The organism is Janthinobacterium sp. OK676 (genome assembly GCF_900103595.1).
GTDB lineage: Bacteria > Pseudomonadota > Gammaproteobacteria > Burkholderiales > Burkholderiaceae_D > Janthinobacterium.
The window spans coordinates 62,541-82,697 of the sequence record NZ_FNHA01000017.1; the positions used below are offsets into that span (position 1 = coordinate 62,541).

The 20,157-nt window shown below is 64.7% G+C and carries 18 protein-coding genes and 1 tRNA gene; 11 read left to right on the forward strand and 8 right to left on the reverse strand.

What is annotated here, in order from left to right; genetic code table 11:
• Positions 1-53: 53 nt before the first annotated feature.
• The 3 genes from BLU39_RS26410 to BLU39_RS26420 form a co-directional block, all read right to left on the reverse strand.
• Positions 54-2,447, reverse strand: coding sequence for a S9 family peptidase (locus BLU39_RS26410; RefSeq protein WP_092718971.1), 2,394 nt, complete (start codon positions 2,445-2,447; stop codon positions 54-56).
• 92 nt (positions 2,448-2,539) lie between these two features.
• A complete protein-coding gene (locus BLU39_RS29230) occupies positions 2,540-4,798 on the reverse strand; it encodes a putative bifunctional diguanylate cyclase/phosphodiesterase (RefSeq protein WP_092718973.1) in 2,259 nt (752 codons plus the stop codon).
• A gap of 88 nt (positions 4,799-4,886) precedes the next feature.
• On the reverse strand, positions 4,887-5,714 hold the full coding sequence (locus BLU39_RS26420; protein ID WP_092718976.1) for a YggS family pyridoxal phosphate-dependent enzyme: 828 nt from the start codon (positions 5,712-5,714) through the stop codon (positions 4,887-4,889).
• 89 nt (positions 5,715-5,803) lie between these two features.
• On the opposite strand from BLU39_RS26420, the gene ptsJ reads away from it, so the two are divergent.
• Both ptsJ and BLU39_RS26430 read left to right on the forward strand, forming a co-directional pair.
• A complete protein-coding gene (gene ptsJ / locus BLU39_RS26425) occupies positions 5,804-7,105 on the forward strand; it encodes a MocR-like B6 salvage transcription factor PtsJ (RefSeq protein ID WP_092719041.1) in 1,302 nt (433 codons plus the stop codon).
• Positions 7,106-7,139: 34 nt separating this feature from the next.
• Positions 7,140-7,859 (forward strand): glutamine amidotransferase-related protein, encoded by a 720-nt coding sequence (locus tag BLU39_RS26430; protein ID WP_092718978.1) that lies wholly within the window; start codon positions 7,140-7,142, stop codon positions 7,857-7,859.
• A gap of 46 nt (positions 7,860-7,905) precedes the next feature.
• Here BLU39_RS26430 and BLU39_RS26435 read toward each other — a convergent pair whose 3' ends face one another.
• Complete coding sequence (locus tag BLU39_RS26435) at positions 7,906-8,211, reverse strand: PsiF family protein (RefSeq protein WP_092718980.1); 306 nt, start codon at positions 8,209-8,211, stop codon at positions 7,906-7,908.
• Positions 8,212-8,475: 264 nt separating this feature from the next.
• Here BLU39_RS26435 and BLU39_RS26440 point away from each other — a divergent pair, with 264 nt between their 5' ends.
• Positions 8,476-9,015 carry a DUF2058 domain-containing protein gene (locus tag BLU39_RS26440; RefSeq protein ID WP_092718983.1) on the forward strand — a complete coding sequence of 180 codons (540 nt, stop codon included), beginning with the start codon at positions 8,476-8,478 and terminating at the stop codon, positions 9,013-9,015.
• Positions 9,016-9,056: 41 nt separating this feature from the next.
• Here BLU39_RS26440 and BLU39_RS26445 read toward each other — a convergent pair whose 3' ends face one another.
• From BLU39_RS26445 to BLU39_RS26460, 4 genes are all read right to left on the reverse strand, one after another.
• The gene (locus BLU39_RS26445; RefSeq protein ID WP_092718984.1) at positions 9,057-9,296 is read right to left on the reverse strand and encodes a hypothetical protein; all 240 of its coding nucleotides are present in this window, start codon (positions 9,294-9,296) and stop codon (positions 9,057-9,059) included.
• The gene (locus BLU39_RS26450) at positions 9,293-9,724 is read right to left on the reverse strand and encodes a VOC family protein (protein WP_092718987.1); all 432 of its coding nucleotides are present in this window, start codon (positions 9,722-9,724) and stop codon (positions 9,293-9,295) included. The genes BLU39_RS26445 and BLU39_RS26450 overlap by 4 nt, the downstream gene beginning before the upstream one ends.
• Before the next feature lie 20 nt (positions 9,725-9,744).
• Positions 9,745-10,197 carry a helix-turn-helix transcriptional regulator gene (locus tag BLU39_RS26455; protein WP_092718989.1) on the reverse strand — a complete coding sequence of 151 codons (453 nt, stop codon included), beginning with the start codon at positions 10,195-10,197 and terminating at the stop codon, positions 9,745-9,747.
• A gap of 127 nt (positions 10,198-10,324) precedes the next feature.
• A tRNA-Phe gene (locus tag BLU39_RS26460) sits at positions 10,325-10,400 on the reverse strand.
• A 186-nt stretch (positions 10,401-10,586) separates the two neighbouring features.
• Between BLU39_RS26460 and dkgB the strand changes: the two genes are divergently transcribed.
• The 8 genes from dkgB (at position 10,587) to BLU39_RS26500 (ending at position 19,946) form a co-directional block, all read left to right on the forward strand.
• On the forward strand, positions 10,587-11,411 hold the full coding sequence (dkgB, locus tag BLU39_RS26465; protein WP_092718992.1) for a 2,5-didehydrogluconate reductase DkgB: 825 nt from the start codon (positions 10,587-10,589) through the stop codon (positions 11,409-11,411).
• 1 nt (position 11,412) lies between these two features.
• Complete coding sequence (locus BLU39_RS26470) at positions 11,413-12,342, forward strand: TIGR03571 family LLM class oxidoreductase (protein WP_092718994.1); 930 nt, start codon at positions 11,413-11,415, stop codon at positions 12,340-12,342.
• 66 nt (positions 12,343-12,408) lie between these two features.
• Positions 12,409-13,653, forward strand: a complete 1,245-nt coding sequence (locus BLU39_RS26475) for an FAD-dependent monooxygenase (RefSeq protein ID WP_175539426.1) — start codon at positions 12,409-12,411, stop codon at positions 13,651-13,653.
• 171 nt (positions 13,654-13,824) lie between these two features.
• The gene (locus BLU39_RS26480) at positions 13,825-14,541 is read left to right on the forward strand and encodes a DsbC family protein (RefSeq protein ID WP_230492381.1); all 717 of its coding nucleotides are present in this window, start codon (positions 13,825-13,827) and stop codon (positions 14,539-14,541) included.
• 132 nt (positions 14,542-14,673) lie between these two features.
• A complete protein-coding gene (locus BLU39_RS26485; RefSeq protein WP_070292451.1) occupies positions 14,674-15,132 on the forward strand; it encodes a (2Fe-2S)-binding protein in 459 nt (152 codons plus the stop codon).
• A gap of 10 nt (positions 15,133-15,142) precedes the next feature.
• A complete protein-coding gene (locus BLU39_RS26490; RefSeq protein WP_092719002.1) occupies positions 15,143-17,416 on the forward strand; it encodes a xanthine dehydrogenase family protein molybdopterin-binding subunit in 2,274 nt (757 codons plus the stop codon).
• A 13-nt stretch (positions 17,417-17,429) separates the two neighbouring features.
• Positions 17,430-18,038, forward strand: a complete 609-nt coding sequence (locus BLU39_RS26495) for a nucleotidyltransferase family protein (protein ID WP_092719005.1) — start codon at positions 17,430-17,432, stop codon at positions 18,036-18,038.
• A gap of 27 nt (positions 18,039-18,065) precedes the next feature.
• The gene (locus BLU39_RS26500) at positions 18,066-19,946 is read left to right on the forward strand and encodes a M61 family metallopeptidase (RefSeq protein ID WP_302848403.1); all 1,881 of its coding nucleotides are present in this window, start codon (positions 18,066-18,068) and stop codon (positions 19,944-19,946) included.
• Positions 19,947-20,157 lie beyond the last annotated feature (211 nt).

A 20,157-nucleotide genomic window follows, 5' to 3' on the forward strand; every position in this document is an offset into this window, starting at 1 on the left:
CCGCTGAATGGGCTCAAGCATAAAAAATGCCCGCATACAGCGGGCAGGGAGGTTTATTTCAGCGTGCGCTGGAACAACTGATAGATGCGGCGGTATTCGTCATACCACGCTTCCGGCTGCACGAAGCCGTGGCGCTCCATCGGGTAGCTGGCCATTTCCCAGTTATCCTTTTTCAGCTCGATCAGGCGCTGCGACAGGCGCACGGAGTCCTGGTAAAACACGTTGTCGTCGATCATGCCGTGGGCGATCAGCAGGTTGCCCGTCAGCTTGTCCGCGTATTCGATCGGCGACGAGATTTTATACGCTTGCGGATCGAGTTCCGGCGTGTTCAGGATGTTGGCCGTGTACTCGTGGTTGTAGGTGGTCCAGTCCGTCACGGGGCGCAGGGCGGCGCCCGACTTGAAGATGTCCGGCGCGCGCATCAGGGCCATCAGGCTCATGAAGCCGCCATAGCTGCCGCCATAGATGCCCACGTTCCGGATGTCGCCCTGGTGCTGCTGCGCCAGCCAGTTGGCGCCATCGATGAAATCTTCCAGTTCCGGGTGGCCCATCTGGCGGTAGATGGCCGTGCGCCAGGCGCTGCCGTAGCCGAGCGAGGCGCGGTAGTCGACGTCGAGCACGATGTAGCCTTGCTCGACCAGCAGGTTGTGAAACATCTGTTCACGGAAGTAGACGGGATAGCGCTCGGTCACGTTCTGCAGGTAGCCGGCGCCGTGCGCGAACATGACGACAGGGTAGCGCTTGCCCGCTTCCAGCTGCGCGGGCCGGTACAGCTTGGCCCAGATCGGCGCCGCGCCATGCGTGGACGGCACTTGCACCAGTTCCGGCATGACCCAGTTGCGCGCCTTGAAGGCGTCGCTGCGCGTATCCGTGAGGATAGTCGCCTTGCCGCCGGCAACGGAAATCGTGGCCAGCTGGGCCGGCATATAGCTGGTGGAATAGCGCAGCAGCAGCTTGCCGTTGTCGGGCGACAGGCCGAAATTTTCCACGCCTTTCAAATTCGTGACTTCGCGCGCGCCGCCATCCCTGGCCGTGCTGGCGCACACTTCATACGTGCCTGGCGCCTGCCGGTTGCACAGAAAATAGGCGGTCCTGCCGTCGCGGCTCCACTCGACGGCGCTCACTTCCCACTGGCCGCTGGTCAGTGCGCGTGCCGGGGCCGCGCCCGTTTTCGTGTACAGGTGGGCGTAGCCGCTTTCCTCGGACAGATACCACAGGGTGGCGTTGTCGGGCAGCCAGCCGAATTCCTCGGCACGGCGGTTGACCCAGGCCGTGTCGCTGACGCGGTGCACGGGCACGAGGGCGCCATTGGTCAGATCGACGCTGGCGAGCCAGCCGTCTTTGTTGTCGATGGCGCGGATGCGCACGGCCGCCTTGCTGCCGTCATCGGCCCAGGCGATGCCGTCGCGCTGGGCGTCGATGCGCACGGCACGGTTGCCTTTCAACGGCGGCAGCTTCTGTTCCGCGCGCAGGGAGGCCAACGGATCGGTGGCGATGCCCGGCAGGCTGTCAAAGGCGATCTCGCGCACCTGGCCCGTGCGCAGGTCGGCCAGTGTCAGGCTTTGCGCAATCGGCATGTTGCGGCCCACGCGCGTGCGTTCGTCGTCCGCTTCCGGGTAGCCCGTTTCCGTCACGTAGCGGGCCAGTTTGCCCAGCTTGCCCTTTTCGGCGGCCTTGTCTTGGGTGACGAACAGCAGCCAGCGGCCGTCCGGCGACAGGGCGCTGCCGGAAATCGTCACTTTCTCGCCCAGGTAGATCGGTTCCGGCGCGCGCGTGGCGTCCAGGCGGCGCTCTTCGTGGCGGCGTTCGCGGTTTGCGTCGCGGTCTTCCTTCTGGCGCGCCAGGTTGACGATCAGGCGCAGCTGCAATTCGCGCAGGGCGTCCGCTTCCGGCTTGGCGTCCGGGTCCTTGGCCGCGCGCAGCAGGGCAACGGGGGCGCTCAGGCGATCAAGACGGTTCCAGCTGAACCAGTCGGTGCCGCTGCGGTATTGCACGGCGCCGCCGTCGCTGGAATATTGCGGGTCGCTGATGGCCGTCACGCCGCGCGTGATCTGGATCAAGGCGCCGTTTTTCAGGTCGCGCTCGAACAGGTCGCCATTGCGCAGCAGGATGGCGCGCGTGCCGGCCCGGTTGACGACCATCTGCTGGCCATCGAGGTTGGCCAGCTGCGCATCGTCGACCTGCTTGCCGCTATTGAGTCTGGCGTTCGCGCCGGCGACTTGAAACGTGTCGCGCAGGGGCGAGCCGAGGCGTTTTTGCTTGTAATACAGCTGGCCATTCCAGCCCCACCATGCCGCTTCGACAGGGGTGCCGATCCAGTCGGGATCGGCCATGGCCTGGTCCAGCGTGATCGGCGTGGGCGTGGTGGCGGTGGAGGAGGGGGCCGCATGCGCGGCGGGCAGCAGAGAGAGCAGCAGGAGCGGCAGCAGGGGAAGAACCAGACGCATCGGGGATCGCTTTAATCAAAGGGGATGGTGAAGGTACAGGCTATGAGGCCGGTATTCTAGCGGAGGAGTTGCGTGCAGGAAATGTCGGAAAGCTAAGCTTGACGCCCGGCCAGCCAGGTCAGGAAGTCGGGCAAGGGCATGGGCCGTGCGTACAGGTAGCCTTGCAAACCGTCGCAATCGTGGGCGATCAAAAAGTCGGCCTGCTCCTGCGTTTCCACGCCTTCGGCCACGACGCGCAAGCCCAGGTGGCGCGCCATGGCCAGGATCGCTTGCACGATGGCCGTGCCGCGCGCATCGTGCGGCGTGTCGTCGATGAAGCGCTTGTCGATTTTGAGTTCGTACAGCGGCATCGAGGTCAGGTAGGCGAGGCTGGAATAACCGGTGCCGAAATCGTCGATGGAAAAGCGGATGCCCAGCTCCGCCAGTGCGCGCATGCGCGCCAGCGAGGCGTCGCGCTGGTCGATCAGCAAACCTTCCGTCAATTCCAGGATCAGGGCGCCGGCCGGCGTGCCGTGTTCGGCCAGCGCCGCCTGTACGCGGGAAGCGAAATCGGGCTGGCGAAACTGGGCCGGGCTGACGTTCACCGACAGTGCGACGGGCTGTCCCGCCTGCGCCAGCACCCTGGCGGCGCGGCACGCTTCGCGCAGCGCCCAGTGCCCGAGCCTGACGATCAGCCCCGATTCCTCGGCAATCGGAATGAACACGCCGGGCGCGATATGGCTGCCGTCCGCCTGCGGCCAGCGCATCAGCAGTTCGGCGCCCGTCACCCGGCCATGGCGGTCGAGCTGCGGCTGCACGTGCATGCATAAGGCACCGTCATCGAGGGCGCGCGCCAGCGCCCGTTCCAGGGTCAGGCGGCGCTCTACGCCCGCCTGCATGGCCGCTTCGAAGAAGGCGATGCCGTTGCGCCCTTCCGCCTTGGCGCGGTACATGGCGATGTCCGCTTCGCGCAGCAGGTCGTGTGCCTGCTGCTCCATTTTCGGCAGCAGGGTCACGCCGATGCTGGCGCTGCAATGATAGGACTGCGCGCCGATCTCGAAGTCGCGCGCGATGGCGGCGCGGATTTTCTCGGCCACCTGGGCCGCCGCGCGGGCGGCGCTGTCCAGGTCATTGGCCAGGTGCGCCAGCAGCACGACGAATTCATCGCCGCCGATGCGCGCCACCGTGTCGGCCTTGCGCATCAGCTGCGCCAGCCGCTCTCCCGCCAGGCGCAGCAGCGCGTCGCCCGTGGCGTGGCCGCGCGCGTCGTTGATGTGCTTGAAGTGATCGAGGTCGATGAACATCAGCGCGCTGATGGACTGGTCGCGCGGCGCGGCGGCCAGCAGGTGGCCGATGCGGTCCATCAGCAGGCGCCGGTTGGGCAGGCCCGTCAGCACGTCGTAGAAGGCCAGGCGGTGGATGTCCGCTTCCGATTTCTTGCGCTCGTCGATTTCGCGCTCGACGGCCACCCAGTGCGTCTGCCTGCCGTCCGCATCCGTGAACGGCACCAGTTCCGCCTCGACCCAGTACGCCTTGCCGGCCTTGTCGTAGTTCAGCAGCTCCGCGCGTGCCGGCTGGGCGCGGGCCATGGCGGCGGCGATGCGCGCCAGCTCGCCCGTATCGGTGGCGGGGCCCTGCTGGAACAGCAGGCTGCGGCCCATTACCTCGGCGCGCGCATAGCCGCTGCTGCGCTCGAACGCGTCGTTGACGAAGATGATGCGCGTGGCCGGCGTTGCGTCGGCGGTGGCATCGGCCACTTCGGCGATCATCACCATGTCGTTCAGGCGGGCCAGCGCCGTGGCCGTCAAGCGCAGGTCGGCATTCAGCTGCGACAGGGCCTGGCTGCTGCGTTCCAGGTGGCGCAGCAGGAAGGCGCAGGACAGGGTCAGCACGGCGGCGATGAACAGGAAGTTCAGGGCCACGATCAGCGCGCGCAGCACGGGCGAATCGGGCACGCCCTGCACGTGCAGAGCCACGTCGGGATGCAGGCCGAGCAGGAAGATGGTCAGCGACGTCAGGGCCAGGGTCGACAAGGCTGGCCGCATGCCCAGCAGCAGGGCCGCCAGCACGGGCATGAGCATCATGTAGATCTGGCTGACGGGGCCGATTTTCATCAGCAGGCCCACGCCCACGAGATAGGCGACGATGAGAAATTGCCATACGCGCCAGTGGTAGGGCATGGCGCGCCAATGCCAGATGGCGCCGATCCAGCCGATGGCCAGCAAGTCGAGGGCGACTATGGACCAGATAGCTTCGCGCGCGGCCAGCAGGGCGCTGGGGATGGCCGTCGCCACGCCCAGCAGCAGCACCGCCTGCAGCAGGCGCGTAAAAATCTGTCCGCGCCAGTGCGCGAGATCGTTCGACGCGGCCACGCTGCCATCCTTTCCCCAGGGAGCTGTGCTGCCGAGCTGAGCAGTATGGTAAAAATATTACGCGGTATCTTTCAGCATGTCATCTTGATCATTCGGCATGATTGACGGCGCGACCACCTTCCGCTGTCGGCCAGTAGTGGCTATCGGGCGTGTCCCGCGCGCCGAAGATGGCCTGGCCGACGCGCACGACGGTGGCGCCTTCTTCGATGGCGATTTCATAATCGCCGGACATGCCCATCGATAGCTCGTCGAGGCTGACGCCAACGGGGGCATCCTGGCGCAGCCGGTCGCGCAATTCGCGCAGCAGCACGAAGCAGCGGCGCACGCGCACGGCTTCCGCCGACAACAGCGCCAATGTCATGAGTCCGCGCACGCGCAGCGACGGGAAGGCGGACAGCTGGCGAAGGAAGACGGCGACCTCGTCCGGCGGCAAGCCGTACTTGCTGGCTTCTCCCGAGGTGTTTACTTGCACGAACACGTCGAGCCCGCGCCCTTCCGCTTGCAGGCGCCGTTCCAGCGCCTCGGCCACGCGCAGGCTGTCGAGCGCCTGGAATTCGCTGGCAAAGCGCGCCACCAGCTTGGCCTTGTTGGTCTGCAAATGGCCGATCACCGACCATTGCAGGTCGGCCAGGTCCGCCATCGCTTCCCATTTTCGGTCCGCCTCCTGCGGCTTGTTTTCTCCCAGCATGCGGCAACCGGCGGCGTAGGCCAGGCGCAGGCTCGCCTCGGGCTTGGTCTTGCTGACGGGCAGCAGACGCACGCCGGACGGATCGCGCCCGACCCGCTGGCAGGCGGCCGCCATGCGCGCATGCACTGCCGCCAGATTGCGGCGGAAGTCGTCCACCGACACGGCTTGCGGCCAGCGCCCATGCCGCTCGTGCATGGTGGGAGTGAGCAGGGGAGTGTCTTTGTTCATGTGTCGGCCTTGTGTCAGTCTTAGCGGCAGGAGGTGCGGGAGTGGTGTACTATTGTCCTATGCCAAAATATATCATGTCTGAGACTATCGTGAAGATTGCCGGAAAAACCGCCGCTGAACTGTTCGACTGCATCCGCGCGCTGACGCAGGCGGGCGAATTGCTGCCGGGTCAGGAGTTGCCGACCGTGCGCGAGCTGGCCGCGACCTTGGGCGTCAACCGCAATACCGTGTCGCTCGCGTACCAGCGCCTGGTGACGGCCGGCATCGCGGTCACGCAAGGGCGTCTGGGCACGGCCATCCGCGCGCAGCGCGATCCCGGCGAGCAGGAAGGCTTGCTTCCCGGTTCGCCCTTGGCCGACGTGGGCGGCGGCAATCCGAACCTGGCCTGGCTGCCCGACGTCGGCGCGGCCCTGGCGCGCAAGCCATATCGTCCGCGCCTGTATGGCGAGGCCACCGTCGACCCGGAACTGGAAGTGCTGGCGAGGCGCTGGATGGCCGGCGATTGCCCCGAAGGCCACGACATCACCGTGACGAATGGGGCCGTCGATGCGGTCGAGCGCCTCCTGGGGGCGTACCTGGCCGCAGGCGACAAGGTGGCCGTGGAAGACCCGTGCTTCGTCAGCAGCATCAACACCTTGCGCATCGCCGGGCTGCACGCCGTTGGCGTGGCCGTCGATGCCGAGGGCATGCAGGCCGGGGCGCTGGAGCGGGCGCTGGCGCAAGGCGCGCAAGCCGTCATCGTGACGCCGCGCGCGCACAATCCCACCAGCTGCAGCCTGAGCGCGGCGCGCGCGGACCAGCTGCGCGCGGTGCTGGCCGCCTACCCGCACGTGCTGGTCATCGTCGACGACCATTTCTCGCTGCTGTCCACGGCCGGCTACCAGGACGTGATACCCCCTGCGGCCCGGCGCTGGGCGCTGATCCGTTCCGTGTCGAAGATCTTCGGCCCCGACCTGCGCCTGGCCGTCGTCGCCAGCGACGGGCAGACTGCCCACCGCCTGCGCCTGCGCCTGGCGCCCGGCACGAACTGGGTCAGCCATCTCTTGCAGGATGCCGTCAGCGCTTGCCTGTCGTCGCCCGACGTGTCCGCGCAGGTGGTCCTGGCCCGCGCCGACTATGCGCGCCGCCGCGACATGGTGGCGGTGGCGCTGGCGGCGCAAGGCCTGGTCTGCGCAGGTCCCGCCGATGGCCTGAACCTGTGGCTGCCGCTGCCGGACAGCAGCCAGGCGGCCGTGCTGGCGCTGGCCCGGCATGGCTGGCTGGTGCGCGGCGGCGAAGCCTTCGGCGTGCAGGCGCCGGCGCACGGATTGCGGATCACCGTGTCGAGCATCGATGAAGCGGGCGCGCAGGCCTTCGCCCGCGTGCTGGCCCAAGTGCTGGGCCGGCCATAGTTTTTTTAGTTACTCGCCATAGGAAGGGAACATCATGAAAGTCCATTTCATCGTGCATGAAGCGTTCGAGGCGCCGGGCGCCTATGGGACCTGGGTGCGCGAGCGCGGCCACGAGGCCACGTATTCCCGCGTTTATGCCCTCGAGCCGCTGCCCGCTTCCATCGCGGACATCGACCTGCTGGTCGTCCTGGGCGGTCCGCAGTCGCCGTCGACGACGCGCGAGGAGTGTCCGCATTTCGATGCGGCAGCCGAACAGGCCCTGATTGCCGCATGCGCCGCGGCGGGCAAGGCGGTGGTCGGCGTTTGCCTGGGCGCGCAGCTGATCGGCGCGGCCCTGGGAGCGCCCCATGCGCACAGTCCTGAAAAGGAAATCGGCAAGTTTCCCATCATGCTGACGGCGGACGGAAAGGCGAACGGCAAGTTCGCGCATGTCGGCGACGTCCTGGAAACGGGGCATTGGCACAGCGACATGCCGGGCCTGACCGGCAATGCGAAAGTCATCGCCTATAGCGAAGGCTGCCCGCGCCAGATCGTCGAATACGGCAATCTGGTGTACGGCTTCCAGTGCCACATGGAGTTCACGCCGGAAGTGGTCGAGCTGCTGATCGCCGCGTCGGAAGCAGAACTGGCCACGCTGGCGTCGCACCGCTACGTGCAGCAGCCAGCGATCCTGCGCGCCCACGACTGGCAAGCCATGAACGGCCAGCTTTTTATCTTCCTTGACCGCCTGATGCAGGCGTACGCGGCGCAATAAAAACGCCAGCATGATGCTGGCGTTGTGGGGGCAAGCGGCGAGGCGCTTATTTCTTCGGCGCGCTCAGGCATTCCTTCATGAAGGCCTTGCGGGCATCGCCCTTCATGTCCTTGGCGTCGACATTGCACGCTTTCATCTTGTTTTGCTGCGTCATGGCCGGCGCCGGCTTGGCGCTTAGGCATTCTTTCATGAAGGTCTTGCGCTCGTCGCCTTTCTTGCCGGCCGCATCCGCATTGCAGGTCGTCATTTTTGACTGTTGGGCCGTCTTGGCGACGGGCGCCGCTTCCGGTGCGGCGGCAAAGGCGGTGCTGGCAAACGCGGTGGCGATGCAGAGGGCGATTAATTGTTTCATGGTAAATCCTTTAGACGCAGTCGGTGGAAGGGGACGTGCAATCGGCAGGCAATGCCGATATGCAGAACGTAACTAACTATATGACATTTATCAACAAAATTTCCACGCGAGTGTGTCTTTTTGTTACTGGCAGGCACAAGGCGCCTGCCAGCCAGCCCGGGCAGCCATGTTGCGGCGGCAGCGCCCCGGTTTTTTGCTATGCTAGCGTCTTTCCCCCGGCCGATGCCGCTGCCTTGGCCGGCGCACCCTCAATACGGAGTAGTTATGGTCTCGTTGCAAGAGCAGTTTTTAAAGGCCGGCCTGGTCGACAAGAAGAAGGTCAAACTGGCCAACCAGGACAAGAGCAAGCAGAAAAAGGACGAGCGCAAGAGCGGCACGCAAAGCGTCGACGAGGTGCGCCTGGCCGCGCTCGAGACCCAGCGCAAGAACGCGGAACGCGCGCGCGAACTGAACGCCCAGCGCGACGCGGCCGCCAACCAGAAAGCCATCGTGGCGCAGATCGCGCAAATGGTGCAAAAGAACCGCCAGAGCAAGGGCAACAACGGCGACGTGCCATACAACTTTACATTTAATAACAAGATCGAGCGCATCTACGTCACGGCCGCCGTGCAGGCCCACCTGGTGGCGGGCCGCCTGGTCATCGTCTGCCTGGGCGGCGCCGTGGAACTGGTGCCGCGCGTCATCGCCGACAAGATCGCCGAACGCGACCCCGCCATCGTCGTGCGCGTGAAACAGGCCAGCACGGAAGTCGATGAGGACGATCCGTATGCGGCGTTCCAGATTCCCGATGATTTGATGTGGTAAGAGGATGATTACCCGGCGCCTAGTGCGCCGGATGTGAGTCGCTACGGGCCGGAAACGGCCCGTTTTTGCGTGCTGTCGCGTCGCTTGCTCAAATGCGGCAGCGCGAACAGGTACAGGCCGGAAACCAGCATGAGGAAGAGCGGGGGCAGTGGCGCGTAGCTTATCCACGGCGGCGGTTCGGCCCGGTGCACAGCCCTTGCCGCGAAGTTGGCCATTACCGTCAAGGTGAAAACGATGGATAGCCAGCGGTGGCTTTGCCGTATCCCATGGCGCCAGTTCATGGCGATGTCCGCACAGGCGATTTGGCCGCGGCCCCGATCATTTTCCATCCATTGCCGGAAGGGTCGCGAAAGCCGGCATCCACCTGGCCGTAGCGATCCACGGGTTCCTGCGTGAATTCGACGCCGCATTTGCTCAGGCGCTCGTATGCGGCGCGGCAGTCGTCCACCAGCAGCACCAGGGGCGGCATGGCTCCCTTCGCGACGATTTCATGCAGGGCTTGCGCGGTTGCCGCGTCATGTATCGGCGGTCCGGGAAGGAACAAGCCGAGTTGGAAAGATGGCTGGTCCGCAGGCTGCACCGTCAGCCAGCGATAGTCGCCATTTCGGACGTCCGTGTGGACGCGAAATCCCAATTTTTCGACGTAGAACGCAAGCGCTTCTTCCTGGTCGCGCACATACAGGCCGACCACATTCACACTTTGAGTCATATCAGCTCCTTGAAATGAAGCTACAGTTTGCCAGTGGCTTTCCTGCGCCGCTTCTCCAAAACTGCGATATTCAGATTGGGCCGTTCGGCATCGCGCATGACGCACTCGGGAATATGCTCGCCCAGGTGCGGGGTTGAGCGCTCGCGCATTCGCAGCTCGCCCGGGCTTGCGCCCGTGATGTCGCGGAAGATGCGGCCAAAGGTGCCAAGACTGGTCCAGCCGGTTTGCAGCGCGATCTGCGTAATGGGCAGATCGGTGCCGCGCAGCAGTGCCGTGGCACGTTCGATGCGGCGGGTAAGCAAGTAGCGGTGTGGGGGCAGGCCGAAGGCCTTTTTGAATTCGCGCGCGAAGTAGGCCACCGAGACGGCGCTCACTTGCGCAAGCCGGTGGACGGGCCAATCCTCATCGGGGGCGCCGTCCATTCTATCTTTCGCACGCAACAATCGCCGCAATAGCAGGGGACTCTGACCCATCCTATCCTCGCGCCAAACTGCTGGTTATCGGGACCGCCCACAGGAGCGGGGGAGGCCGATACGGACTTCTCGGCCACAAACGAAAACGCCAACCGGCGAGGGTTGGCGTTCTGTAACAACTAATTCTTGGTGGCCCGGGGCGGAATCGAACCACCGACACAAGGATTTTCAATCCTCTGCTCTACCGACTGAGCTACCAGGCCAAGGTGGCGAATTATAGCAGACCAAAACGGGAATGCAAGAGCCGGCTGCGACTTTTCCCGGATTTCCTGCATGGGCATCATCTTACTTGCGCGTGAATCAAATATGATTTGATATAAACGGTATTTTTCTCAACAAAGGATGGGCGCATAGTGTCGTCATCGTTACCGACTCGAGAGGACTGTCGCATGAACACGACTACCCGACACACCGCCATCCCTGAAATCGGCCTGGGCACTTTCCGCCTGCAGGGCCAGGTCGTCATCGATTCCGTCACCATGGGCCTGGACGTTGGCTACCGCCATATCGACACGGCGCAAATCTACGGCAATGAAGCGGAAGTGGGCCAGGCGATCGCCGCCAGTGTCGTCCCGCGCGACGCGCTGTTCGTCACGACCAAGATATGGATCGACAACCTGCAGCGCGACAGGCTGATTCCCAGCCTGAAGGACAGCCTGCACAAGCTGCGGCTGGAGCAGCTGGACCTGACCCTGATTCACTGGCCGTCGCCGCAAGACGCCATTCCCGTCGCCGAGTATATGGAAGCGCTGGCGCAGGCCAAGGCGCAGGGATGGACCAGGGCCATCGGCGTATCGAATTTCACGAATGCGCAACTGCGGCAAGCCATCGATACGGTGGGCGCCGGGGAAATCGCCACGCAGCAGGTCGAGATCCACCCCTTCCTGCAAAACCGCAAGGTCATCGATTTCGCGCGCAGCCAGGGCATCCACATCACGGCCTACATGCCGCTCGCGTATGGCAAGGTGATGGCGGACCCCGTGATCGCGGCCATCGCCGCGAAGCACGGCGTGACGCCGGCGCAAGTGGCCCTGAGCTGGTCGCTGCAACAGGGCTTTGCCGTGATCCCGTCGTCGACCAGGCGCGCCAACCTGGAAGCGAACCTGCATTTCCAGCGCATCACCCTGTCGCCGGACGAGATGGCGCAGATGGCCACCCTGGAACGGGGCGAGCGCCTGGCCAACCCGGACGGCCTGGCGCCGCAGTGGGATTGAGATGGGTGCCATGACGAAGCTGGGGCAGGGCGGTTTCAGTATCGGCCTGGAACTGCCGCTCGATAATGACTGGTCGTCCGCGGGACGCCAGGCGAATGCGGCGTCCGGCCGCGTGCCGGGCGAACCGGACCTGAAACAGCACGCGGCACTGGCAAAGCTGGCCGACCGCCTCGGTTTCAAGGCCCTGTGGCTGCGCGACGTGCCCCTGTACGACCCGTCGTTCGGCGACGCGGCCCAGGTCTTCGAGGTGTTTACTTACCTGGGCTACCTGGCCGGCATCACGGAGAATATTTTGCTGGGCACGGCGGCCGTGGTGCTGCCGCTGCGCGAGCCGGTGCTGACGTTAAAAGCGGCGGCCAGCGTCGACCAGTTGAGCGGCGGGCGTTTGCTGCTGGGCGTGGCCAGCGGCGACCGGCCCGTCGAGTATCCCGTGTTTGGCCGCGACTTCGGCCAGCGTGGCGCCGCTTTCCGCGAACAGGTCGCCATGCTGCGCGACTGGGGCGAGACGCGCCTGCCGCCCGGCATCCGCCTGCTGCCGCCACCGGCCGCGCCTTTGCCGCTGCTGGTGGCGGGACTGGCGCAGCAGTCGCCCGCGTGGATAGGCGCGCAGATGGATGGCTGGCTCGCCTATCCGGGCACGCCGGAAGACCATGCGCGGCGTTCGGCGCAATGGCGTGCCGTGGCCGGAGACGACAAGCCTTATGTCAGCTTCATCCACCTGGACCTGGGCGAAGATCCGAACTTGCCGCTGCAGCGCTTCCGCTTCGGCGGGCGCACGGGGCGCGATGGCCTGATCGCCGAACTGCACGCCATGCGCGAAGCCGGCGTGCGGCATATCGGCCTGCAGCTGCGGCAGAACCGGCGCCCGCTGGCCGAGACGATGCAGGAGATCGCGGACCACGTGTTGCCCGTGTTTCATGGCGCCGCTTGATCTGAGGCGCGCGTCCTGTACTTCCGGACTATCTGAAACAGGTGGGGCAAACGCTATAATGACCGCATGAACAGTCCCACTTCCCCCACCATGCGGCGCTTCATGCACAGCCACAGCGACGTTTGCATCGTCGGCAACGGCGCCATCGCGAAAACCACGGCGCTGGCGTTTGCCCAGGCAGGACAAAGCGTCACCCTGCTATCTCCGGCGAGCCCGCCCGCATCCACGTCCGCTTCCGCCGCCAAGCCGGTCGAGGCCAGCTGGGATGTGCGCGTGTATGCGCTCAATCACACGGCGCACGACTTGCTGTCGTCGCTGAAGGTGTGGGGCGCCCTGGAAGCCGACAGGGTGGCGCCCGTCGACGCCATGCTGGTCAACGGCGACGGCGCGCAGGCGGGCGGACTCGGTTTCGACGCGTATGGCGCCCATGTGGGTGCCCTGGCGTGGATCATCGAAGACCGCAACCTGGGCCAGGCGCTGGACGCCGCCCTGAAATTCGCGCCGAACGTCAGCGTGCTGCAGGGCCGCGCCAGCCGCCTGGAATGGACGAACGATTCGGCCATCGTGCACCTCGATGGCGGCGATACCATTACCTGCGCGCTGGTGGTAGGCGCGGACGGCGCCCAGTCGTGGGTGCGGGGCCAGTGCGACATCGGCCTCGATTACCGCTCGTACGGCCAGCGCGGCGTGGTCAGCAACTTCGCCTGCGAAAAGCCGCACCATGGCGCGGCCCACCAGTGGTTTACGGGCAGCGAAGGCATCGTCGCGCTGCTGCCGCTGCCGGGCGAGCGCGTCTCTCTCGTCTGGTCGGCGCCCGATGCGCTGGCCGATACCTTGATGGCTGAACCGGCCGACGCGCTGGCCGCGCGCCTGGCCGCATACTGCCAGGACAAGTTGGGCAAGCTTACGCCTTTGCAGCCGGAGCTGGTGCGCGCATTCCCGCTGACCCTGATGCGCCCGCACGCCATGGTGGCGCCGCGCGTGGCCCTGGTCGGCGACGCGGCCCACGTGGTGCACCCGATGGCCGGCCACGGCATGAACCTGGGCTTTGCCGACGTGGCGCAGCTGGTCAAGACGATCGCTGAACGCGAAGCGCACCGCGGCATCGGCGACGAACGCGTGCTGGCCCGCTATGCGCGCGCGCGCAAGGAAGACGTGCTGCTGATGCAGCTGGCCACCGATGGCCTGGCGCGGTTATTCGGCGCTGATCTGGAACCGTTGCGCGTGGTTCGCAATTTGGGATTAAACTTGCTGGATAAATTACCTGCCCTGAAGCGAAAAATGATTTCGCACGCCTTGGGACATCCGTAAATATCAGCGTATCTTAAGATATCGCCGGATAATGGTATTAGTGAAAATTCAAGGTCGCCGCAGCTGGTCTGCGGCGATCGTTTTGTTAAAGAGATAACGGCGCCGGGCTCCCTGCCAGTTTCGCCGGGCGTTTCAAGTGGAGAAGTGATAGTGATAACAATGAACAGTAGCATGAGCAAAATCGCCTTGCTGATGGCCTCGGGCCTGATGATGTCGTGCGCCGGCGCGGAAACGCCGACGGAAGCGAGCATCAAAAAGCTGATCGAGCCGCGCCTGGGCGAAGGCGCCAAGGTCGATTCGGTCAAGGAAACGCCGTACGGCGGCCTGTACGAAGTGCGCACGGGCGGCGACATCCTGTACACGGACAAGAGCGCGCAATATCTGTTCGTCGGCCACGTCTTTGACGCCAAGACCTCGCAAGACCTGACCAAGGTGCGCCTGGACGAAGTCAACCGCATCAAGTTCTCCGACCTGCCGCTCGATTCGGCCATGAAAACCGTCAAGGGCAATGGCAAGCGCGTGATTGCCGTGTTCGAAGATCCGAACTGCGGCTATTGCAAGCGCTTCCGCCAGAATGCGCTGAAGGAAATCGACAACGTCACCGTCTACACCTTCATGTACAACATCCTGTCGCCCGATTCGATCGCCAAGTCGCGCAATATCTGGTGCTCGCCGGACCGCAATAAGGCCTGGGATGACTGGATGCTGAACGGCAAAGTGCCTGCCGCATCGCCAGCCAATTGCGCCAACCCGCATGAAAAAATCCTGGCCCTGGGCCAGCAGCTGCGCGTTTCGGGCACGCCAGCCATCTTCTTTGCCGACGGCAGCCGTATTCCTGGCGCGGTCGATGCGAAAACGCTGGAACAGAAATTCTCGACCATTAAGTAATCCGGGCTGTCGCCAGGAAGGCTGGACGGCGCGCCCTCGCAAGGCGCGCTTTTTTTTGCATTTTTTTCCGCTGTCGTATCATCAAGTGTTGTTCGTAGACGCCATAACAATCGAAAAAAGGGGAAGCAGCAGATGATTACCTTGAATATCAACGGACGCGACACGCAAGTCGACGCCGATCCTTCCACGCCCATCCTGTGGGCGCTGCGCGACAACCTGAACATGACGGGCACCAAGTTCGGTTGTGGCGCGGCCCTGTGCGGCGCCTGCACGGTGCACCTCGACGGCCAGCCGATCCGCTCGTGCATCACGCCGATTTCCTCGGTGGGCGCGCAAAAGATCACCACCATCGAAGCGATGGAAAACGACCAGGTGGGAAAGGCCGTGCAGGCGGCATGGGTGCGCCACGACGTGCCGCAATGCGGCTACTGTCAAAGCGGCCAGGTGATGAGCGCCACGGCGCTGCTGCGCACCAACAAGTCGCCCAGCGACGCCGACATCGACGGCGCCATGAGCGGCAATATCTGCCGCTGCGGCACCTATCAACGGATCCGCGCAGCCATCAAGGACGCGGCCAAGACCCTGGCCTGAGGAGAACGGCATGCGTATCGAATGGTTGAATCAGGAAGCATTGCAGCATGGCGGCGTGACCCTCGGTGCGGCGCTGGCATCGGCGCCGGTGGCTGTGGTTGGCGCGGCCGATGGCGTCTCGCGGCGCGGTTTCATGAAGGCCGGCGCGGTGGCTGGCGGCGGCTTGATGCTGGGCTTTTTCCTGCCTGGCGCAGGCAAGCTGGCGCAGGCGGCCGATGCCGCTCCGGCCAAGCCCGTGTATGCGCCGAACGCCTTCTTGCACATCGCTCCCGATAACACGGTGACGGTGCAGGTGAACCGGCTGGAATTTGGACAGGGCGTGCAAACGAGCTTACCCATGCTGATCGCCGAGGAACTCGACGCCGACTGGAGCCTGGTGCACGGCGCGCTGGCGCCCGCCGGCGAGCAGTACAAGGATGCCGCCTACGGCATGCAGATGACGGGCGGCTCGGGCAGCATCGCCCACTCGTTTACGCAGTACCGCGAAATCGGCGCCAAGGCGCGCGCCATGCTGGTGGGCGCAGCCGCCGCGCAGTGGAAAGTCAATCCCGACCAGGTGCGCGCCGCCAAGGGCGTGCTGTATGGCCCCGGCGGACAAAAGGCGACGTATGGCGAGTTTGCCGATGCGGCCATGCGCCAGCCCGTGCCCGCCACCGTGAAGCTGAAAGACCCGCGCGAATTTTCCATCATCGGCAGACCCGTGAAACGCCTGGACGCAGCAGCCAAGTCGACGGGAAAACAGCAGTTTGGCATTGACTTCAAGCCGCCCGGTGCGAAAGTGGCCATGGTGGCGCGTCCGCCCGTGTTTGGCGCCAAGGTGGCGAAATTCGACGCCAGCAAGGCGAAAGCCATCAAGGGCGTGCTCGAGGTGCTGGAAGTGAAGACCGACCGTGGCGGCAGCGGCGTGGCCGTCATCGCCGACGGCTACTGGCCCGCCAAGCAGGGACGCGATGCGCTGGCGATCGAGTGGGATACGAGCGCCGTGGAAAAGGTCAGCAGCGACAAGCAGCTGGCCGCCTTCAAGGCGCTGGCGAAAACGCTAGGTACCGTCGCCAGGCCTGCCGACATGGGCAAGCTGGCGTCGGCGCCGAAAAAGATCGAAGCCGTGTACGAATTCCCTTATCTGGCGCACGCGCCGATGGAACCGCTCAACTGCGTCGTCGACCTGCAAGCGGACAAATGCACGATGTGGGTCGGTTCGCAATTCCAGACGGGCGACCAGGCGGCGATTGCCGCGACTTCCGGCCTGAAGCCGGAGCAGGTGACCTTGCACACGATGATGGCCGGTGGCGGCTTTGGCCGGCGCGCCGTGCCTAGTTCCGATTATGTGGTCGAAGCCGTCAACGTCGCCAAGGCCTACCGGGCGGCGGGCAAGAGCGGCCCGTTAAAGCTGATGTGGAGCCGCGAGGATGACATCAAGGGCGGCTACTACCGGCCATCGCATGTGCACCGCGCGCAGATCGGCCTCGACGCCAAGGGCAAGATCCTCGCCTGGGACCACACCATCGTGGGCCAGTCCATCATGGCCGGCACGCCGTTCGAAGCCTTCATGGTGAAAAATGGCGTCGACGGCACCATGGTCGAAGGCATGGGCGAGCCGTACACCCTGCCGATGAAGCTGTCCGTGCACACGGCCAAGGCGAACGTGCCCGTGCTGTGGTGGCGCTCCGTCGGCTCGACGCATACGGCCTTCGTCATGGAAACCCTGATCGACGAGGCGGCGCATGTGGCGAAGATGGACCCCGTCGCCTACCGCAAGCAGCTGATCGACGCCAAGCACACGCGCCACATCGCCGCGCTGGACCTGGCCGTGGCCAAGTCCGGCTATGGCAAGAAGAAGCTGCCGAAGGGACAAGCCTGGGGCGTGGCCATGCACGAGTCGTTCAATTCCGTCGTCGCCTACGTGGTGACGGCGTCGGTGGTGGAGGGCGCGCCCAAGCTGCACCAGGTATGGGCGGGCGTGCATTGCAACCTGGCCGTCAACCCCTTGACGATCGAGGCGCAAGTGCAGGGCGCCGCGCTGATGGCGCTGGGCATGACCATCCCTGGCGCGGCCATCACCCTCAAGGAGGGCGTGGTGGAGCAGCAGAACTTCGGCGACTACCCCGTGCCGCGCATGCCCGACATGCCTGTGATCGAAGTGCACCTGGTGCCGTCGGGCGATGCGCCGACGGGCATGGGCGAACCGGGCGTGCCGCCATTGGCGCCTGCGTTTGCCAATGCGCTGTTCGCCCTGACGGGCAAGCGCCTGCGCAAGCTGCCGTTCGACCTGGCGGCCGCATGACGGTAGTGGTGTCTTGAGTACGGTCGGCATCTTGCTGGCAGCCGGAAGGGGGCGCAGGTTCGACCCTTCCGGCGTACAGAACAAATTATTGCAGCCACTGGCCGAGGGCCCGCATGCGGGTTTGCCGGTGGTGGCGGCGGCGGCAAAAGCCATGCTGGCGGCCTTGCCGCGCGTGCTGGCCGTGGTGCACGCAGACGACACGCAGGTGGCGCGCGTGCTCGGCGCGCTGGGCTGCGAAGTGCGCGTCTGCCATGACGCCGACACAGGCATGGCCGCCTCGCTCACCTGCGCCATCGATTATGTGCGCGGCGCGCCGGGCTGGCTGATCGCCCTGGGCGACATGCCTTTCGTGGAAGCGGCTACAATCGCCGCCTTGTCGCAAGCCATCGACGATGGGGCGCGCATCGCCGTGCCCGTGTTCCAGGGACGGCGCGGCAATCCTGTCGCGTTCAGCGCCTTCCACTTGCCGCTGCTGCTGGCGCTCGATGGCGACCAGGGCGCGCGCAGCATCGTCAACAGCCATGCCGTATGCGAAGTGACAGTGGACGACGGCGGCATCTTGCGCGATATTGATACACCTGACGATTTGTCGCCGGTGCATGGCGCGCCCGGGCGATTGTAGAACATCCATGCCAGACACGAGGAAAACATGAAGAAAGCACCGATTAAAAAAATCACCGCAAAAGCCTCCGGCAATGCCATAAGCAAAGCCGCAGCGAAAACCAGGGCGAAAGCCGCACCGGCCGCCGGCATCATCTACAGCATCGCCGCAGCGGACCTGGCAGGCCACATGTTCAAGGTGACGTTGACGGTCAAGTCGCCGGCGGCCATCGGTCAGGTATTTTCCCTGCCGGCCTGGATCCCGGGCAGCTACATGATCCGCGAATTTTCGCGCAACATCGTCAGCATCCGCGCCGAATCCGAGGGCAAGGCCGTGGCGCTGACCAAACTGGACAAGCACTCGTGGCAAGCCGCCCCGTGCAAGGGTCCGTTGACGGTCGAATACGACGTGTATGCATGGGATCTGTCCGTGCGCGCCGCCCACCTGGACCAGAATCATGGCTTCTTCAACGGCACCAGCGTATTTCTGCGCGTGCTGGGCCAGGAATCCGACGCCCATGAAGTGCACATCGTGCAGCCCAAGGATGCGGCCTGCAAGGCCTGGAAAGTGGCCACCACCCTGCCGGAACTCAAGGCGAAGCGCTACGGCTTCGGCAGCTACCAGGCGGCCAACTACGATGAGCTGATCGACCACCCGGTGGAGATGGGCGACTTCGCGCTGGCCACCTTTACCGCGCATGGCGTGCCGCACGATATCGTCGTCACGGGCAAGGTGCCGAACCTGGACCTGGACCGTCTGTGCCGCGACCTGAAAGCCATCTGCGAAACGCAGATCGCCTTCTTCGAGCCGAAGACAAAGAAAGCGCCGATGGAGCGCTATGTGTTCATGACCATGGCCGTCGGCGACGGTTACGGCGGCCTCGAACACCGCGCCTCGACGGCGCTGATCTGCGCGCGCGCCGACTTGCCGACGACGGCGTCCACCAGCAACGAGATCGGTGACGGCTACCTGAAATTCCTCGGCCTGTGCAGCCACGAGTACTTCCACACCTGGAACGTCAAGCGCATCAAGCCGGCCGCGTTTGCGCCGTACAACCTGCAGGCGGAAAGCTACTCGCCGCTGTTGTGGATGTTCGAAGGCTTCACCAGCTATTACGACGACCTGATGCTGGTGCGCGCGGGCCTGATCGACGAGGCGGCCTATTTCAAGCTGCTGGGGAAAACCGTCAACAGCGTCTTGCGCGGTAGCGGCCGCACCAAGCAAAGCGTGGCCGATTCCAGCTTCGACGCCTGGGGCAAGTACTACCGTCAGGATGAAAACGCGCCGAATGCCATCGTCAGCTACTACACCAAGGGTTCGCTGATCGCGCTGGCCTTCGACCTGACGATCCGCACGAAGACGAATGGCGAGAAATCGTTGGACGACGTGATGCAGGCGCTGTGGCAGCGCTATGGCCGCGATTTCTACAAGGGCAAAGCGCGCGGCGTGACGCCGGCCGAAGTCGAAGCCCTGTTCGATGAAGTCTCCGGCACGCGCATGAAGCCGTTCTTCGAACGCTACATTCGCGGCACGGACGACGTGCCGCTGGCGCGCCTGCTGGCGCCGTTCGGCGTGAAATACAGCGACGCGCGCAAGGCGGAAAAAGCCAGCCTGGACGTCAACCTCGGCCGCGACGGCAACGACGCCAAACTGGCGCAGGTGCATCAGGGCGGCGCCGCCCACGCAGCCGGCCTGTCGGCGGGCGACGTGCTGGTGGCCATCGATGGCTTGCGCGTGACGGGCACCAACCTGGATACCTTGCTGGGCCGTTACGCCGTCGGCGCCAAGGTGGCGGTCCACGCCTTCCGCCGCGATGAGCTGATGACGTTTGCGGCCGTGCTGCAGGGCGACCGCGTGCCGGGTGTCAGCTTGAGCCTGCTGCCGGCGCCAAAGAAAGCCACGGGGCCGAAGCGGCCTAGCGCTGTATAAGCTGTTCGTCATGCGGTAAGACAGAAAACCGGCCTTCTGGCCGGTTTTCTATTTCAGGCTGCCATTTCAATGGCAACTGATCCGCCGGCACTGCCGGCTTGCCATCATATTTACTGCAAATGAACTAATTTTTCTTTAACTAAACTAAAATTGCCGAATTGATTCTTTTAGATCGCACCCAACGTGGAAACCCTCGATCCCCGAACGATTA

Coding starts and splice junctions, on each gene's coding strand:
- BLU39_RS26485 (WP_070292451.1), top strand. CDS start 14,674: ATGATTACCTTGAATATCAACGGACGCGACACGCAAGTCGACGCCGAT.
- BLU39_RS26480 (WP_230492381.1), top strand. CDS start 13,825: ATGAGCAAAATCGCCTTGCTGATGGCCTCGGGCCTGATGATGTCGTGC.
- BLU39_RS26475 (WP_175539426.1), top strand. CDS start 12,409: ATGAACAGTCCCACTTCCCCCACCATGCGGCGCTTCATGCACAGCCAC.
- BLU39_RS26455 (WP_092718989.1), bottom strand. CDS start 10,197: ATGGGTCAGAGTCCCCTGCTATTGCGGCGATTGTTGCGTGCGAAAGAT.
- BLU39_RS26430 (WP_092718978.1), top strand. CDS start 7,140: ATGAAAGTCCATTTCATCGTGCATGAAGCGTTCGAGGCGCCGGGCGCC.
- BLU39_RS26440 (WP_092718983.1), top strand. CDS start 8,476: ATGGTCTCGTTGCAAGAGCAGTTTTTAAAGGCCGGCCTGGTCGACAAG.
- dkgB (WP_092718992.1), top strand. CDS start 10,587: ATGAACACGACTACCCGACACACCGCCATCCCTGAAATCGGCCTGGGC.
- BLU39_RS26410 (WP_092718971.1), bottom strand. CDS start 2,447: ATGCGTCTGGTTCTTCCCCTGCTGCCGCTCCTGCTGCTCTCTCTGCTG.
- BLU39_RS26500 (WP_302848403.1), top strand. CDS start 18,066: ATGAAGAAAGCACCGATTAAAAAAATCACCGCAAAAGCCTCCGGCAAT.
- BLU39_RS26490 (WP_092719002.1), top strand. CDS start 15,143: ATGCGTATCGAATGGTTGAATCAGGAAGCATTGCAGCATGGCGGCGTG.
- BLU39_RS26435 (WP_092718980.1), bottom strand. CDS start 8,211: ATGAAACAATTAATCGCCCTCTGCATCGCCACCGCGTTTGCCAGCACC.
- BLU39_RS26445 (WP_092718984.1), bottom strand. CDS start 9,296: ATGAACTGGCGCCATGGGATACGGCAAAGCCACCGCTGGCTATCCATC.
- BLU39_RS26450 (WP_092718987.1), bottom strand. CDS start 9,724: ATGACTCAAAGTGTGAATGTGGTCGGCCTGTATGTGCGCGACCAGGAA.
- BLU39_RS26470 (WP_092718994.1), top strand. CDS start 11,413: ATGGGTGCCATGACGAAGCTGGGGCAGGGCGGTTTCAGTATCGGCCTG.
- BLU39_RS26420 (WP_092718976.1), bottom strand. CDS start 5,714: ATGAACAAAGACACTCCCCTGCTCACTCCCACCATGCACGAGCGGCAT.